Origin of the sequence: Henriciella algicola (genome assembly GCF_003576245.1) — a bacterium.
In the GTDB taxonomy this organism is placed as follows: domain Bacteria; phylum Pseudomonadota; class Alphaproteobacteria; order Caulobacterales; family Hyphomonadaceae; genus Henriciella; species Henriciella algicola.
This window is the reverse complement of the sequence record NZ_QWGA01000007.1, coordinates 238437-252807: the sequence shown is the minus strand read 5'-3', so window position 1 is coordinate 252807 and position 14371 is coordinate 238437. Positions and strand designations below refer to the sequence as shown.

At 59.9% G+C, this 14371-nt stretch carries 15 protein-coding genes and 3 tRNA genes; 2 read left to right on the top strand and 16 right to left on the bottom strand.

All coding sequences use genetic code 11. The annotated features are described in order from the left end of the window. From D1222_RS10945 to D1222_RS10890, 12 genes are all read right to left on the bottom strand, one after another. A tRNA-Arg gene (locus D1222_RS10945) sits at nt 1-77 on the bottom strand. A 15-nt stretch (nt 78-92) separates the two neighbouring features. Further along, nucleotides 93-398, bottom strand: a complete 306-nt coding sequence (locus tag D1222_RS10940; RefSeq protein WP_119454301.1) for an ETC complex I subunit — start codon at nt 396-398, stop codon at nt 93-95. Nucleotides 399-418: 20 nt separating this feature from the next. Then, nucleotides 419-495, bottom strand: a tRNA-Pro gene (locus D1222_RS10935). 45 nt (nt 496-540) lie between these two features. Next, nucleotides 541-972: a PaaI family thioesterase gene (locus D1222_RS10930; protein WP_119454300.1), complete on the bottom strand. Its 432-nt coding sequence runs from the start codon at nt 970-972 to the stop codon at nt 541-543. After that, complete coding sequence (locus D1222_RS10925) at nt 959-1444, bottom strand: DUF192 domain-containing protein (protein ID WP_119454299.1); 486 nt, start codon at nt 1442-1444, stop codon at nt 959-961. The genes D1222_RS10930 and D1222_RS10925 overlap by 14 nt, the downstream gene beginning before the upstream one ends. Before the next feature lie 61 nt (nt 1445-1505). After that, nucleotides 1506-2024 (bottom strand): cold-shock protein, encoded by a 519-nt coding sequence (locus D1222_RS10920; RefSeq protein ID WP_233348697.1) that lies wholly within the window; start codon nt 2022-2024, stop codon nt 1506-1508. Between the two features lie 99 nt (nt 2025-2123). Then, a tRNA-Glu gene (locus D1222_RS10915) sits at nt 2124-2198 on the bottom strand. Nucleotides 2199-2343: 145 nt separating this feature from the next. After that, nucleotides 2344-4128 (bottom strand): single-stranded-DNA-specific exonuclease RecJ, encoded by a 1785-nt coding sequence (gene recJ / locus D1222_RS10910; RefSeq protein ID WP_119454298.1) that lies wholly within the window; start codon nt 4126-4128, stop codon nt 2344-2346. A gap of 3 nt (nt 4129-4131) precedes the next feature. Beyond that, the gene (gene glpX / locus D1222_RS10905) at nt 4132-5088 is read right to left on the bottom strand and encodes a class II fructose-bisphosphatase (RefSeq protein WP_119454297.1); all 957 of its coding nucleotides are present in this window, start codon (nt 5086-5088) and stop codon (nt 4132-4134) included. 36 nt (nt 5089-5124) lie between these two features. Further along, a complete protein-coding gene (locus D1222_RS10900; RefSeq protein ID WP_119454296.1) occupies nt 5125-6411 on the bottom strand; it encodes a homoserine dehydrogenase in 1287 nt (428 codons plus the stop codon). Then, nucleotides 6408-7637, bottom strand: coding sequence for an LL-diaminopimelate aminotransferase (locus D1222_RS10895; RefSeq protein ID WP_119454295.1), 1230 nt, complete (start codon nt 7635-7637; stop codon nt 6408-6410). The genes D1222_RS10900 and D1222_RS10895 overlap by 4 nt, the downstream gene beginning before the upstream one ends. 47 nt (nt 7638-7684) lie before the next feature. Beyond that, nucleotides 7685-8116, bottom strand: coding sequence for a hypothetical protein (locus D1222_RS10890; RefSeq protein WP_119454294.1), 432 nt, complete (start codon nt 8114-8116; stop codon nt 7685-7687). Nucleotides 8117-8209: 93 nt separating this feature from the next. On the opposite strand from D1222_RS10890, the gene D1222_RS10885 reads away from it, so the two are divergent. After that, the gene (locus D1222_RS10885; protein ID WP_233348695.1) at nt 8210-10234 is read left to right on the top strand and encodes a PHA/PHB synthase family protein; all 2025 of its coding nucleotides are present in this window, start codon (nt 8210-8212) and stop codon (nt 10232-10234) included. Here D1222_RS10885 and argC read toward each other — a convergent pair. The 3 genes from argC to rplM form a co-directional block, all read right to left on the bottom strand. Then, nucleotides 10192-11235 carry an N-acetyl-gamma-glutamyl-phosphate reductase gene (gene argC / locus D1222_RS10880; RefSeq protein WP_119454292.1) on the bottom strand — a complete coding sequence of 348 codons (1044 nt, stop codon included), beginning with the start codon at nt 11233-11235 and terminating at the stop codon, nt 10192-10194. The two genes, D1222_RS10885 and argC, sit on opposite strands and share 43 nt — an antisense overlap. Before the next feature lie 88 nt (nt 11236-11323). Continuing rightward, nucleotides 11324-11809 (bottom strand): 30S ribosomal protein S9, encoded by a 486-nt coding sequence (gene rpsI, locus D1222_RS10875; protein ID WP_119454291.1) that lies wholly within the window; start codon nt 11807-11809, stop codon nt 11324-11326. Nucleotides 11810-11813: 4 nt separating this feature from the next. Further along, entirely contained in the window at nt 11814-12278 is a 465-nt protein-coding gene (gene rplM, locus D1222_RS10870) for a 50S ribosomal protein L13 (protein ID WP_119454290.1), read from the bottom strand. Between the two features lie 36 nt (nt 12279-12314). On the opposite strand from rplM, the gene D1222_RS10865 reads away from it, so the two are divergent. Then, a complete protein-coding gene (locus tag D1222_RS10865) occupies nt 12315-13337 on the top strand; it encodes a hypothetical protein (RefSeq protein ID WP_119454289.1) in 1023 nt (340 codons plus the stop codon). On the opposite strand, the gene D1222_RS10860 is transcribed toward D1222_RS10865, so the two are convergent. Next, nucleotides 13297-14337, bottom strand: a complete 1041-nt coding sequence (locus tag D1222_RS10860; protein WP_119454288.1) for a COX15/CtaA family protein — start codon at nt 14335-14337, stop codon at nt 13297-13299. The genes D1222_RS10865 and D1222_RS10860 overlap by 41 nt on opposite strands. Nucleotides 14338-14371: the final 34 nt, after the last annotated feature.

Genomic DNA, 14371 nt, shown 5'->3' with positions numbered 1-14371 from the left:
TGGCGACCCCTACAGGACTTGAACCTGTAACCGTCGGATTAGAAGTCCGGTGCTCTATCCAGTTGAGCTAAGGGGCCGAAAAGCGCGCCGAACTAATGCGTCCAGGGCTGTTTGCGATCGGCAGCGAAGTTCTGGGAGTAGGATTTCACCAGACGCTTTGGCTCACGCGGCTCATCGACAGTGAAGGTCAGCTTTTCGCGCTTTGCAAAGTCGATCGCCTGCTCACGCGTCTCAAAGTGCATACGCACCTGGCCTGTCGTGTCGTTGATGCTGGTCCAGCCCATAAGTGGGTCAGCGAAGCGGGCATTCTCGGAACGAAACTCCAGAACCCATTCGCGCGTCTTTCCCCGGCCTGACTGCATGGCAGTCTTTCTGGGCTTATAGATCCGCGCGTCCATGTTCGCCTCCAGTATATCGATGGTCGGAGCGAGAGGATTCGAACCTCCGACCCCCTGATCCCAAATCAGGTGCGCTACCAGGCTGCGCCACGCTCCGACATCGGATTGCCCTTCTATGCAGACGCGCGGGACGCCGCAAGCCCTATTTAGCGGTTCGACGCAGCACGCGGAAAACTGCGTCCGCCCGCGCGGCCAAAACCGTGCCCACCAGCATGTCTGTCGTGACGTGCACAACGCCGTTATCACTAGATATGACGCGGGGATGCGCCTCAAGCCAGTCGCCCGGACGAATGGTGCCGTAAAAGCTGGTGGTGAGCTTCAGCGTCACTGACATTTTCCGGGTTTCATACCAGACGGCCCAGGCAAGCGCGCCATCTGCGAATGAACTCACCATGCCGCCATGCATAAAACCCATGCTGTTGCAGTGGCGATCCAGAACCCAGATGCCGCTGCGCATGTCGCCTTTTTCGGTCGCGCGGCAGACAGGTCCGTTTCGCATGGTGAACGGACCGCGGGAGGAAGATATCTCGAAACCCGCAGGCGGGTCGCGGTGGACTTCGCTACTCTGCGGCATCGTTGCCGAAGATTGCGTGACGCACGGTATCGCCCGGCTCAATGCCAAGCTCTGCTGCCCGGCCGCCATTGATCTCCAGGACGCCTTTAACAGGTGTGCCCGGCGAAATCGTTCGTAGGGAGCCCGGAACAGCGTTGCGGGCAATCATGACGACAGAGCCGGTCGACGAGATAAAAAGCATGTCCAGCGGGATCAGTGTGTTCTTCATATACATCGCCGGCTCACGCGGATTGCCGAAGTCGAACAGCATGCCCGCATCTGGCGCCAGCGATTCGCGGTTCATGAGGCCGTAGGAAATCTCATCGCTCTCATCGGCGATCTCGATGTCGAACTGGTGGCTACCATTCGCCGAGTCGATGGTGACGCTCGATGTCTCAAGCGGATCGGCGGGCGCCGTCTGCGCAAAAGCAGTGGAAGACGGCAGCACCAGCGTGCTGAAGCTCAGGGCCGCAATGGCGAGAAGTGTTTTCATGCCAGCGGGTTTAGCCCGCACCTTTCGCACGCACAACACGTCTTGGAAGCCAGCGATGTATCTATTCTGTAAGGACGGCGCTCACATAGGCCCCGCGCGTTCCTTCGGAAATCGTCACGGTGAACTGCTCGCCCGGTTCTGCCGACGAAATACCGCTACGACGCAGGACAGAGATGTGGATGAAGACATCCCCCTCCTCCTCGACCCGGTTTACGAAACCGAATCCACGTTCCGTGCTGAACCATTTCACCACAACATCTTCAGGATCTGGGGCTTTCCCCTTTTCCTTGGCGACGACTTCGCGGGGGCGGTCCATCTCTATGATATGGTCGACCTGCCAGCCGCGCTCGCCAGCCACTGCGTCACAAATGATTCGGGCGCCTTCGTCCGCGTCGGATTCGCCATATGCCCGCAGCGCGGATATATGGATCATCACATCGCCGGATAGTTCGGAAGACGTCACGGAATCCGGAATGACGAAACCATAGCCCTTTGCAGGGTCAAACCATTTGATAGCGCCAATCACCCTCACAGAGGTTGAAGGCTCTATATTCTGGATTTCTGGTTTCAACGCGCTCATCAACCCACCATTCCCGATAAGAATAGTAGAAAAGCCGAATCGGAATGTCATCCCCGAAGGGGATAACAAATCGTGTTTTGCGCGAAATTGTTCAAAAAATGGCACTCCCTAGGGGAATCGAACCCCTCTTTCCAGGTTGAAAACCTGGCGTCCTAACCGATAGACGAAGGGAGCGCTCGGTTTGGAACGCGCGATATAGCTGCCAGTCGCGCGGCTTGCAAGCGGCTCTATGCGGACAAATCAGATTTTTGCAGTTGAGCGATTTTTCGATGGGTGACCACCATCCCGGAATGCCCCGCCATGCAAGGAAATGCCGGGTTCAGACAACCGATGGCGCGGCGTCCACGAGTTCCAGTTGGGCGCGGCGGCGGCCATTCCATTCGTCACATTTCAGGCGTCCGACCAGGTGAAACCGGCCGCGTGCCTGCAAGGCGTCGCCAAGCGGTGTGCCCACACTGCGCCAGCTCAGCACCTCAACTCGCCCAGTAGTGCTTTCGGCGGTCAGACGCAGGTGATTGGCGCCGATTGGCCGTGCATGCGTGATTTCCATATCCGTCAGCGCAAAATATGGCTCCGGCGCGCCCTGACCAAACGGGCCAAGCTGCGCGATGAGGTCAAACGTCTCCGGTGAGATGGCGCCAGCGTCGAGCAGCGCATCGACCTTCAATTCCCGTGCGGCATGTCTTTCATCAGAGAATGCACTGAGATGAGCGTTCAGCCAGTTCGAGAACGGCTCGATCTGTTCAGGCTCAAGACTGAGGCCACCTGCCATCGCATGGCCACCCCCGGAAAGGACATGCCCTTCGCGTGCAGCCTGGGCGATCGCATCCCCGATATTCACCCCGCGCACAGAACGGGCTGAGCCCTTGGCCACCGGACCAAGCTCCCTGCCCCAGCCAATCACGATTGTCGGCCGGTGGAAGCGGTCCTTGATTCGCCCTGCGACGATGCCGATGACGCCGGGGTGCCAGTCTTCGCCAGAGACGACGAGGGCATGACGGTCAGGGTCCTGCTCCAGCTGGCGCTCTGCCTGTGCCGTTGCGATTTCAAGAATGTGGGCCTCTACAGCCTTACGCTCATCGTTCAGGCCATGAAGGCGCTCTGCGAGCTCAATCGCTTCCTGGCGGTCGTCTGTCGCGAGCAACTTTGCCGCAAGCCATGGGTCACCAACCCTGCCGCCGGCATTGAGGCGCGGCCCGAGAACAAAAGTCGCATGATACACGCTTTCAATCCGGCCGATCCCGGCAACGTCTGCCAGCGCGCGGAGGCCGGGATTGCCGTCACGGGCCATGATTTTCAGCCCTTGATGGACGAAGGCACGGTTGGCATCGCGCAAGGGCGACATGTCGCAAAGCGTGCCGAGGGCGCAAAGGTCCAGCCAGTCGAGCATGTTGGGCAGGCCGCCTGCCGGAGCGATATTTCGCTTGCGCGCTTCTGCGTTCAGAGCAGCGAGCATGACATAGACCACGCCAGCCGCTGCAAGGTGGCCATAGCCAGACGTGTCATCGGGCCTGTTCGGATTGACCAGCGCCGCGACCTCTGGCCACTCATGCCCCATCAGGTGGTGATCGATGACGATGACTGGCAAGCCGATGCGATTGGCTTCCTCGAGCGCCTCGGTTGCCGCGGCGCCGCAATCGACAGTGATGACGAGGTCGGCGCCCTGTTCTTTCAGATAACGAAAGGCGGCCGGCGAAGGCCCATAGCCTTCGGTCAGGCGATCAGGAACGTACAGGCCCAGCTCTCTGCCCCAGGCGCGGAAATACCGGGCGAGCAGCGCCGATGAGGTGCCGCCATCCACGTCATAGTCGGCAAAGACCGTTACGTTCCTGCCGTCGGCGATGGCGTCGAGGATCAGGCCTGCTGCCTTCTCCATATCCCTGAATGTCGACGGATCGGGAAATGTGTCACGGAGCTTCGGGGCCAGAAAGCCGGGTGCCTCGCCCGGTTGGACACCCCGCAGAAAGAGCAGCCTGGAGATAAAGTCAGGCGTGCCGAGTGACAGACTTAGCTGCCGGACCTTATTGTCGTCGACTTCGGCGAGCGACCAGTACCGGTCACCCAGCGACTGACCGACATTGAACAGATGGCCGCCGTCCGGCATCCCTTAAGCGGTGCGGTGGCGCGACTGGATCTTGCGGACCATGCCGTCGGCCGAGCTCATGACGAGCGTATCGGTTGTAATAATGCCCGGACGCACGACCACGCCGTCAAGAAGTCCGCCCTTCGTCACGCCCGTGGCGCAGAAGACGGTCTCACCGCTCGCAAGTTCATCGAGATCATATTTGCGGTCGAAATCTGTGACGCCGACGCGCTTGGCGCGTGCGCGCTCATCATCATTGCGGAAGAAGAGACGACCCTGCATCTGACCGCCAACGCATTTCAGTGCCGCTGCCGCGAGCACACCTTCTGGCGCGCCGCCCTGACCAATATAGAGGTCGATGCCGGTGTCCGGATTGGTCGTGTTGATCACGCCGGCAACATCGCCGTCAGAAATCAGGCTGATACGGGCGCCGACACTGCGGATACTTTCAATGATGTCGGCATGCCGCGGACGGTCGAGAACACAGACAGTGATCGATTCGACCGAACGACCAGCCGCTTTCGCCATGGACTTGATGTTCTCGGCGGGTGTCGCATCGAGGTCGATGACACCTTTTTCATAGCCGGGGCCAATCGCGATCTTGTCCATATAGGTGTCTGGCGCATGCAGAAGGCCGCCGCGCGGCGCAATTGCGAGAACCGCCAGCGCATTCGCCATATTCTTGGCTGTGAGCGTTGTGCCTTCGAGCGGATCGAGCGCGATATCGATCTCCGGTCCATTTCCGGTGCCGACCTCTTCGCCGATGTAAAGCATGGGCGCTTCGTCGCGCTCGCCCTCGCCGATCACGATCCGGCCCTTGAAGTCTACCGAATTGAACGCCGTGCGCATCGCGTCCACGGCAGCCTGATCGGCGGCTTTCTCATCGCCAAGGCCAGCGAGCTTCTGCGCTGCAATCGCCGCCACTTCGGTTACGCGAACCATGGCGTCAGCAAGACTCGGAACAAGAACGCTATTCGTCATCTTCTCCTCGCAGCCAGATCGGCTGCCCCCTCCCAATTATTCTGATGAAGCCTCAATGGCCATTATCTGCGGAGTTCCTACATTGGACGCCAATGACTGCAAGCGCTCGCGTGCATTCGAGATCTCCTTGCGTGAGCAGAGATGCGTCACGATGGCGATCGGCGCAGCGCCGTCCTCGTCAGCCGAGTCCTGCAGCAATTTATCGATCGACACACCGGCATCGGCCAGAGCTTCAGTCAGCTCTGCGAGCGAGCCTGCTTTGTCCATCAGCTTCACGCGGACAAAATATGCAGCGGTTTCATCGGCTTCCGCGACCACGAACTTGCGGCGCGCATGGTGTTCAGCATGGCCAAACGCCGGACGCGCAATTGGATTGAAGAGCTTAGCCACGTCGCCCATGACGGCACTCGCCGTCGGTCCCGGGCCCGCGCCAGGGCCTGTCAGGGTAACTGCACCTAGCGGCTCACCTTCCACACGGACCGTGTTCAGGCTGCCATTGATGCGCGCGAGAGGGTGATTCTTTGGCAGGGCGAATGGCTCGACGCGGCACACAACACCGTCGCCCGCAATCTTGCCCTCTGCGATGAGCTTGATTCGAAGGCCAAGCCGGTCAGCGAGATCGAGGTCGAGCAGCTCCACGCCGTCGACGCCGGACACCGACACCTTGGAGAAGTCGAGATCGGCAGAGAATGCAATGGCCGCAAGGATGGCGGCCTTGTGCGCCGCGTCCATGCCGGACACGTCAAGCGTCGGGTCAGCTTCGGCAAAGCCGAGACGCTGGGCCTCAGCCAGGACAGTGTCGTAAGACTTGCCAGTATCGAGCATCTCGCTCAGCAGGAAGTTACAGGTGCCGTTCAGAATACCGGTGACGCGGTTGATCTCGACGCCAGCGAGAGAGTCGCGCAGCACCCGCACGATCGGGACACCGCCCGCGACAGCTGCTTCGAACAAGAGGTCCACGCCATGTTCACGCGCAAGCTCTGCCAGAGCCTGGCCGTGCATGGCGATCAGCGCCTTGTTGGCGGTCACGACGGATTTGCCGGACTTGATCGCGGTTTCGACGGCGACCTTGGCAGGACCGTCAGAGCCGCCAATCAGCTCCACGAAGACATCGACGGAGTCATCTGCCGCAAGCTTTGCCGCGTCATCAAGCCAGCGATAGGAGTCTGTCTCGACAGGCCGGTTGCGGCTACGATTGCGTGCCGTGACGCCCGTAATCTCGACCTGACCTGGAAGGCGCAGGTTTTCCTGACGCTGTACGAGGTCAACGAGACCACAGCCGACATGGCCGAGCCCTGCGATACCGAGCTTCAATGTCTTCACGACAGCTCCTTTCCTTCTAGTACTGAGCCTTCAGTGTCCGCAGCTGCTTTGCCGTGGGTCTGAAGGAATCTCTTGATGTTGCGGGCTGCCTGCCGGATGCGCTGCTCGTTTTCAACAAGCGCAATGCGAACATAGCCTTCGCCGCGCTCCCCGAAGCCAGAACCGGGCGCCACAGCGACGCCTGCCTCATTTATGAGCGCGAGTGAGAATTCGAGACTGCTCATGGATTTGCACTGCTGAGGGACTGGCGCCCAACAGAACATGGAAGCGGTCGGCTTGGGCACATCCCAACCGGCGCGACGGAAGCTGTCGACAAGCGTGTCGCGGCGCGCGCGGTAGATCTCACGGGCTTCAGCGACGCAATCCTGCGGGCCGTCCAGCGCTGCGCAGGCGGCGACCTGGATTGGCGTATAGGCACCATAGTCGAGATAGGATTTTACGCGGCCAAGCGCACCGATGAGGCGCTCATTGCCGGCCGCAAAGCCGATCCGCCAGCCCGCCATGGAATAGGTCTTCGACAGTGTCGTCGTCTCAACGGCAATATCCCGAGCGCCCTCGACCTGAAGGATGGATGGTGGCGGGTCTTCGAAGTAAATCTCATTGTAAGCGAGATCCGACAGGATCCAGAGCTCATGCTTGCGGGCGATCTTCACCGCTTCACGGTAGAAATCGAGATCGGCCACAGCGCCCGTCGGGTTGGACGGGTAGCAGAGCACCATCGCGGTTGGCGGCGGCACGCTGTATCGGATCGCATGGTCGAGATTGGAGAGATATTGCTCCGGCGTCTGCGCAGGCACGCCCCGGATCGACGCACCTGCGATGATGAAGCCGAATGAGTGCAGCGGATAGGACGGGTCCGGCGCAAGGATGACGTCGCCCGGTGCAGAGATTGCCTGCGCAAGGTTGGCGAAGCCCTCCTTGGAACCGAGTGTCACGATGACTTCGCGGTCCTTGTCGAGCGTCACGTCGAACCGGCGCTTATAGTAATTCACGAGCGAGCGGCGCAGGCCGTTGATGCCGCGCGAGGCAGAGTAGCCATTCACGTCCGGCTTCTGCGCGGTCTCACAAAGCTTGTCGACGATGTGCTTTGGTGTCGGCAGGTCTGGATTGCCCATGCCGAGGTCAATAATATCCGCGCCATTCGCCCGCAGTGCCGCCTTGCGACGGTTCACCTGTTCAAAAACATAGGGCGGCAAACGCCTGATCTTATAAAATTCTCCGGCCATGACCGAACTCCGCAGGGCAAATTTATTGTAGCGATGGAAAGGAAGTGTCAGCGCCGGGCGCGGCGCCTGTCAAACCTTGCCCGCAGGGAAGCGACTTCCTGATCTGTCAGGAAATCTGCAGGGCCGGGCCGCCCCTCCAGCTTGCTCAGCTGCTCCTGCCCCCAGGCCGCAATTTCCTGCGGCGTGAGATAGGTCGGTGCCGCGCGCGGGTCTTTCACGATAGCCTGATAAAGAGCTGTGCGGCGACGAACGGCCTGATCCTTGGCGCGCTTTGAATCGGCGTCGATGCTCTCATCGCCATCTGTTTCGGTTTGAGGCACGGTTGGCACATTCGCGATCTGAGGAAAGCCGCGTGCCGCAAGTTCCGCCTGGCGCTGCTCGTACCATTCGGGCGGCTGGACGCCGCTTCCAGTCGTCTCGGTTGTCGTGCATCCGACCACGAACAGTGCAAAAACGGGGATCAACCAGGCTTTCGTCATAAACTTCGGTACTCTTCATTCATCCTGAAACATTTATTCCCTACCGCTGTTTGTGTAGAATGGCGATAGAGGGTGATGAAAAGCACGAGTGATATGAGCGAACCCGAAAACCGCACACTGAATGCGATCCTCGCCGATCAATCACCTGAGCAATTGCAGGCGATCGGGCAGGCCCTCGCAGAAGCCGCAATCGAGTCGCAGGCGCTTCTCAATGAAGTGCTGGCAACCGCCAATCCCGGCGAGGGGCTTACGTCCAATCCCGATCCTTTCGGCGTCGGCAATACGTATGGGCGGCTGGGCCAATCGCTCGCGAGCAATCCGCAAGCTCTGCTGAACGCCAATCTGGAGCTCTGGACCGGCTGGATCAGCCTCTGGAAGGACTTCACGCTCGGCCAGATCAGCGGCGCACAGGACAAGCGCTTTTCCGACCCGGAATGGTCATCCAACCCCGCTTTCGAGTTCATGCGCAAGGCGTATGAGCTGAACTCATCTTGGATGATGTCGCTGCTGGATGCGGCGCCTGACCTTTCGCCAAGCGACAAGCGCAAGGCCCAGTTCTATACGCGCCAGACCATAGATGCGCTGTCACCGACCAATTTCTTCGCGACCAATCCGGCGGCGCTACGCGCCATGTTGAAAACGGGCGGGCAGAGCCTCGTCGACGGCTTGCGGAATGCCCGCGCGGATATCGCGAAAGGTGGCGGCCGCCTGTCGATCAGCCAGTCGGATGAAACACCGTTTGAGATTGGCAAGAATGTCGCGACGGCGGCTGGCAAGGTCGTGTTCCGCAACAAGCTGATCGAGCTTCTCCGGTTCGAGCCGACCACAGAGAAGGTGTTTGAGCGCCCCCTGCTAATCTTTCCGCCCTGGATCAACAAATACTACATCATGGATCTGCGCGAGGAGAACTCGCTGATCCGCTGGCTCGTCGACAAAGGGCTGACCGTCTTCGTCGTGTCCTGGCGATCCGCTGACGCTGTTACGCGCGACTTCACCTGGGATGATTATATCGAGCACGGCGCATTCGCAGCAATGAACGAAGCCCTCGCCCAAACCGGCGCGGACAAGCTGAACGCGATCGGCTATTGCATCGGTGGCTCGCTTCTGACCGGCGCTCTCGGCCATATGGCAAAGACGGGCGACGAGCGTGTTGCATCAGCGACGTTCTTTGCGTCCCAGTCGGACTTCTCCGATGCGGGCGACCTGATGGTATTTACCGATCCGGAGTCGCTCGGTAGCATCGATACTGTCATTGACGAGAATGACGGCATTATGCCGGGCGAGATGATGGGCCAGACATTCAACTGGCTGCGCCCGGTCGACCTCGTCTGGCGCTACGTCGTCGATAATTACATGATGGGCAAGAAGCCCCGCCCGTTTGACCTTCTGTTCTGGAACGCGGATCAAACGAATATTCCGGGCGAAACGCATCGTACCTATCTGAAAAACCTGTATGGAAAGAACGAGCTATCCGAAGGACGTTTCAAAGTCTTCGGTGAGCCTGTTTCCATGGGAGACATCTCGATCCCCGTCACCATTCAGGCGAGCCGCGAAGACCATATCTGTCCGTGGCACTCCATCTATCGGGGTGCCCAGAAGTATGGCGGCGACGTTAATTTCATCCTGGCCGGGTCGGGCCATATCGCTGGCGTGATCAACCATCCGAGCGCTGAGAAATACCAGCACTGGACGAATGAGGGCTTGGCAAAGACGCCAGAGGCCTGGCTATCCGGCGCTGACGAGACCAAGGGCTCATGGTGGCCGACCTGGTGGGAATGGCTTGAGCCCAAGGCGGGCGATCTTCAACCAGCTGAGCCAGTTGAAGACAAGGGCCTGGGCGACGCACCCGGCACCTATGTGAAGATGCGCCTTTCTGACATCGCGCAGGGCAAGATGCCCGCGACAGAGTATTCGATGCCTTCCAAGCCTGACCGCCCGGCCCCAAAACCGAAAGCGGCGGCCAAAAAGGCGGCTTCGCCCAAGCCCAAGCCGGCTACTGCAAAGGCAAAGACCAGCTCTACGACTTCGGCGAAGTCAAAGGCGGGCGCGAAGAAGCCGGCCAAAAAAACTGCGTCTCAGGGGAAGAGTGGCAGGAGCGCGTCGAGCCCCAAGGCCTGATCCCACCCCATCATCAGGTTGAGGTTCTGGATGGCCTGACCACTTGAGCCTTTAACGAGGTTGTCGATGACGGCAATCACGATCACCCGGCCTTTCGCGCTGTCAGGGTAGACGGCAATCCGGCAATCATTCGTCCCGCGCACATGACGCGTATCTGGCGGCGGTGAGCCGAGCGGCAATACGCTGACAAAAGGCTGCCCCTCATAGGCCGCCGAGAGAGCAGCATGGATCGCATCGACGTCTCCGCGCAGATGGCAGGTGACATGCTCGCCGCGCGCCATCGGAATTAGATGGGGCGTGAAAGTCACTTCGATATCATTGAGGCCCGCGCGCAGATTCAGCTCCTGCTCAATCTCCGGCGTGTGCCGGTGGGTACCAACCCCATAAGCATGCAAGCCTTCGGTGACCTCGCTGAAGAGGTTGCCTTCCTTGAGGCCCCGCCCTGCCCCAGTCGCACCGGACTTGGCGTCGATAATGATCGCATCACGGTCGATGATCATGGGATTCATGAGCGGCAGCAGAACCATGAGGATCGCTGTCGGATAGCAACCCGGACAGGCGACAAGATCTGCGCCTTTCATGGCATCGCCAGCGTGTTCGCTAAGGCCATAAATTGCATTGGCCGTACGCTTTGGCGCGATATGCTCGCGGCCGTACGCCTTCGAATAGGCCACTGCATCGCGAAACCGGTAATCTGAAGAGAGATCGACGACCTTTACATGGGCTGGCAGGGTCTCGATCAGGTCCTGGCTCGTCCCATGTGGAAGGCAACCGAATGCGACGTCAATGCCGCCCCAGTCGACATCCTCAGCCTTAATGACGTCGAGGTCGTACTTGCCGCGAAGGTGCGGGAAGATATCCGACAGTGTCTTGCCAGCGAGCGCATTGCCCGTGGCAGCGACGGGCGTGACATTCGGATGATTTCGCAGAAGTCGGACGGTCTCAGCGCCGGTATAACCGGACGCGCCCAGAATAGCGGCTTTCAACGGTTGATCGGTCATGAGGCCTCTTTGTCATGTCAGCGGGCAAAGAAAAAGGGCGCTCCGGTTTCGAAGCGCCCTTTTCGGGAAAAAGATTCTGAATGCGAACCTAGCGCTTCGAGAACTGGAAGCTGCGGCGTGCTTTTGCACGGCCATACTTCTTACGCTCAACCGTACGCGGGTCGCGGGTCAGGAAGCCGAATGGCTTGAGAACCGAACGCAGGCCTGGCTCATAGTTGACGAGTGCACGTGCAATGCCGTGACGCACAGCGCCAGCCTGACCGGAAAGGCCGGAGCCCTTGACGGTGCAGATGACGTCGAACTCGGTGCGGCGATCGGTTTCGATCAGCGGCTGTTCGATCACCATGCGCAGAACCGGACGAGCGAAGTACTGCTCCTGGTCCTTGCCGTTGACGGTGATCTTGCCGGTGCCTGGCTTCAGCCAGACGCGAGCCGTTGCGGACTTGCGGCGGCCGGTGCCGTAGGAGCGGCCGAACTCGTCGATCTTTGGTTCTGCAGTGACAACCGTCTCGGTTGCAGCTTCGCCGCTGGTGACGGTTTTCAGGTCTTCAAGAGAATTGGCGGTATCGGACATATGATCAGTCGTCTCTCAGATTCTTGACGTTCATCGATGCGAAATCGACGGTTTCCGGCTTCTGGGCCTCATGCGGGTGCTCAGACCCTGCATAGACGCGAAGCTTGGAGAATTGTTGGCGGGCGAGCGGGCTTTCACCCGGCATCATGCGCTTCACAGCGAGCTCAATCGCGCGCTCTGGGAAGCGACCGCCGAGGATCTTCTCTGCCGTGGTCTGCTTGATGCCGCCTGGGTATCCGGTGTGACGGTAATAGGTCTTGTCACGCAGCTTGTTGCCGGTGAAGCGAGCCTTTTCCGCATTGATCACAACGATATGGTCGCCCGTATCGATGTGCGGAGTGTAATCAGCGCGGTGCTTGCCGCGCAGGCGTTTGGCGACATATGAAGCAAGGCGACCGACCACAACATCAGTTGCGTCGATAACGATCCACTTGTTCTCCACGTCAGCTGGTGCGTTATAAGTCTTCATTGCTCCTCGGGAGCCTCTCATTCGGAGTGTTGGAATATGTTCAAGCGCCCGCGTTTAAGCGCGCAGACCTTCCCTGTCAACGCAGGGATCGCCGGTTTCCTGCTATTCTATGCTGCATCCTGCTCTGGCCCGCAAGAGCCTGCAGAACAGGGCGAACCAGCGGCCCAGGAAGAGGACGCTGTGTCTGAAACCACTGATACGGCAGCAATAAATATGTTGCCCGCTGTCTGGTCGACCCGCCAGCTCGATTCGCCGGTTGCCAGCATCGGTGTTGCGGGCGGTGCCGGATCGACCTTTGCCGTTGCCTATGATGATGGCAGCGTCCAGATTTTCGACTTCGATGGTGAGCGTATCACCGAGACGACCGGAGAAGGCACGCGCGCGCTCGCGGAAGGACGCTATGCGATGCTTGCCGGCACGCCGGTCACGATCTTTCCTGGCATTGACGCAGAGGGCAGCCTGAAAGTCTGGATCTATGGCGGCGGCGTTGCCGCGCCGATCCAGTATGACCTGCAAGGTGATCAGGTCGGCCCAGCCGCTGGCATATGTGCTGCCCCACCTGCGGACGATGCTGATTCCACCCACCGGATTGCCTACTGGACCGAAGCGGAGCCGGACACGCTTTATAATGGCGCCATTCGGGAATCAGGCGGCGAGCTTGTCTTTGAAGTCGAAGATGAGCAGACCGCGAGCGGCCCGATCACGGCCTGCGTTATCAGCGCTGATGAGGCGACGGCGTTTTCGGCCCCTGTTGATGCGGCAGCAAGCCTTCGCCGTCTGGGACGCGAAACGCTTATCCTGTCTGAAGGCAATGGACGTCTCAAACTGGCCGTCGGCGATAGCGAGCCGGCCACGTTCGATATCCGTGAAGGCATCACGGTCGAAGTGCCGAGCATGTTTACGTCACTGGCGGCAACGGGCGATGCGCGCGGCGGTGGCTATCCCGGAGGCGTCATCATTGTCGGCGGCACGGTCAGCGGCGACGATCACCGGGTCGTCATGATCGACCCTAGCCGTATTACGATGTCGCCGATTGAGGTTCCGACGGCGACCGAGTGATCCAGACAAGGCGCACGGCGGCGATGAACACAATCACGCCGAGCGCCTGATGGATGATGGCAAGCTTTAGCGGTGCGCCGCTGACGAGTGTGTAGATGCCCCAAGCGGCCTGAGCTGTGACAAGGGTAGCCAGCAAAGCAAAGGGTTTGGCGGCAGGTTTGCCCAAGGCAAGGACTGCCCCGCCCAGAGCCGCGCCCCAGAGGACATAGGCGAGCACCCGGTGATTGAACTGGGTCGCCGCCAGCCCTTCGAACAGGCTGCGGATACCAAGACCTTCCTGAATATATGACGCTGGCACAAATGCGCCGTCCATGAGCGGCCAGTCAGTATAGGTCCGCCCGGCATCGAGACCTGCCACGAGGGCGCCGGATGCCATCTGGATAGAAACCAGGGCGAGCAACACGATCGACAGTGAAGAAAGAAGTTGGGAAGCGGTGACGCGGCGCGTGCGGCCAAGATCCAGCCACAGCCAGACTGTGTAACCAATGATGACGAGCGCGAGAACGAAGTGCGTCATCAACCTGTACGGCGCGACATCCAGACGGTCTGTTTCACCAATCCCGCTGGACACCATCCACCAGCCAATCGCGCCCTGCAGGCCGCCAAGCGCAATCAGAATGACGAGCCGTGTGGTGAGCGCCCGCCCAATCCATTTGCGGGCCAGGAAGAAAACGAGACCGCCGACAGCAAAAAGGCCGATGAGCCGCCCGAACAGACGGTGACCCCACTCCCACCAGTAGATGTACTCAAACTCCGCCAGCGTCATATTGTAGTTCTGCTGCTGGAACTCGGTGGTCTGTTGGTACTTCGCGAACTCTTCCGCCCAGTCCTGCTGGTTGAGCGGCGGGATAGAGCCTTTGATGACATCCCATTCAGTGATGGAGAGACCTGAATCGGTGAGGCGCGTCATGCCACCGATCAGGATCATCGCATAGACCATCAGCGCGATCACGACGAGCCAGCGCCGGATCCATTTGTCTGCGTACGGGGACTTTGCCATTTGTGTCATGGCGACCTATCTGAGCGTACGCCGC